The 446-nt window shown below is 68.8% G+C and carries 1 protein-coding gene; it reads right to left on the bottom strand.

Annotation, left to right across the window (positions count from 1 at the left end; translation table 11 throughout):
• A partial coding sequence (locus WDW90_RS38205) for a transposase (RefSeq protein WP_336492885.1) occupies positions 1 to 446 on the bottom strand: 446 nt, incomplete at both ends.

Genomic DNA, 446 nt, shown 5'->3' with positions numbered 1-446 from the left:
CAACTCGATCCGGTTGAGGTCGCGCACGGCCGCCAGCACGTGCGTGCTGTCGGTGCGTTGGCGCCCGTGCCCCTTGAGCACGCCCTGGTCGCGCGCGGCGTCGAGGATGCGGGCCAGCAGCCGTCCGGTGGCCTCGTGCTGCAGCAGCCGGCCGCGGAACTCGCACAAGACACTGTAGTCGAAGCCGGGATCGGTGAGGTCGAGGGCGAGCAGGTACTTCCAGTCGATGCGAGCACGGACTGCCTCGGCGGCTTGGCGGTCGCTCAGTCCTTCCCGGAACTGCATGAGCGTGACGAGGGCCAGACGCCAGGGTGCGTAGGCGGGCTGGCCGCGCGCGGGATAGAGGTCAATGAACTCAGTGTCGGCGAAGATGGTGCCGAGCCGGGTGCGCAGGAGCAGATAGGGATTGCCGCGTCGGAACGCGATCTGGGCGACGCGAGCGGTAT

Origin of the sequence: Methylobacterium nigriterrae, from assembly GCF_037106235.1 — a bacterium.
Lineage (GTDB): Bacteria > Pseudomonadota > Alphaproteobacteria > Rhizobiales > Beijerinckiaceae > Methylobacterium > Methylobacterium nigriterrae.
The sequence above is the reverse complement of the archived record's forward strand: the minus strand, read 5'-3'. Positions and strand labels throughout refer to the sequence as shown.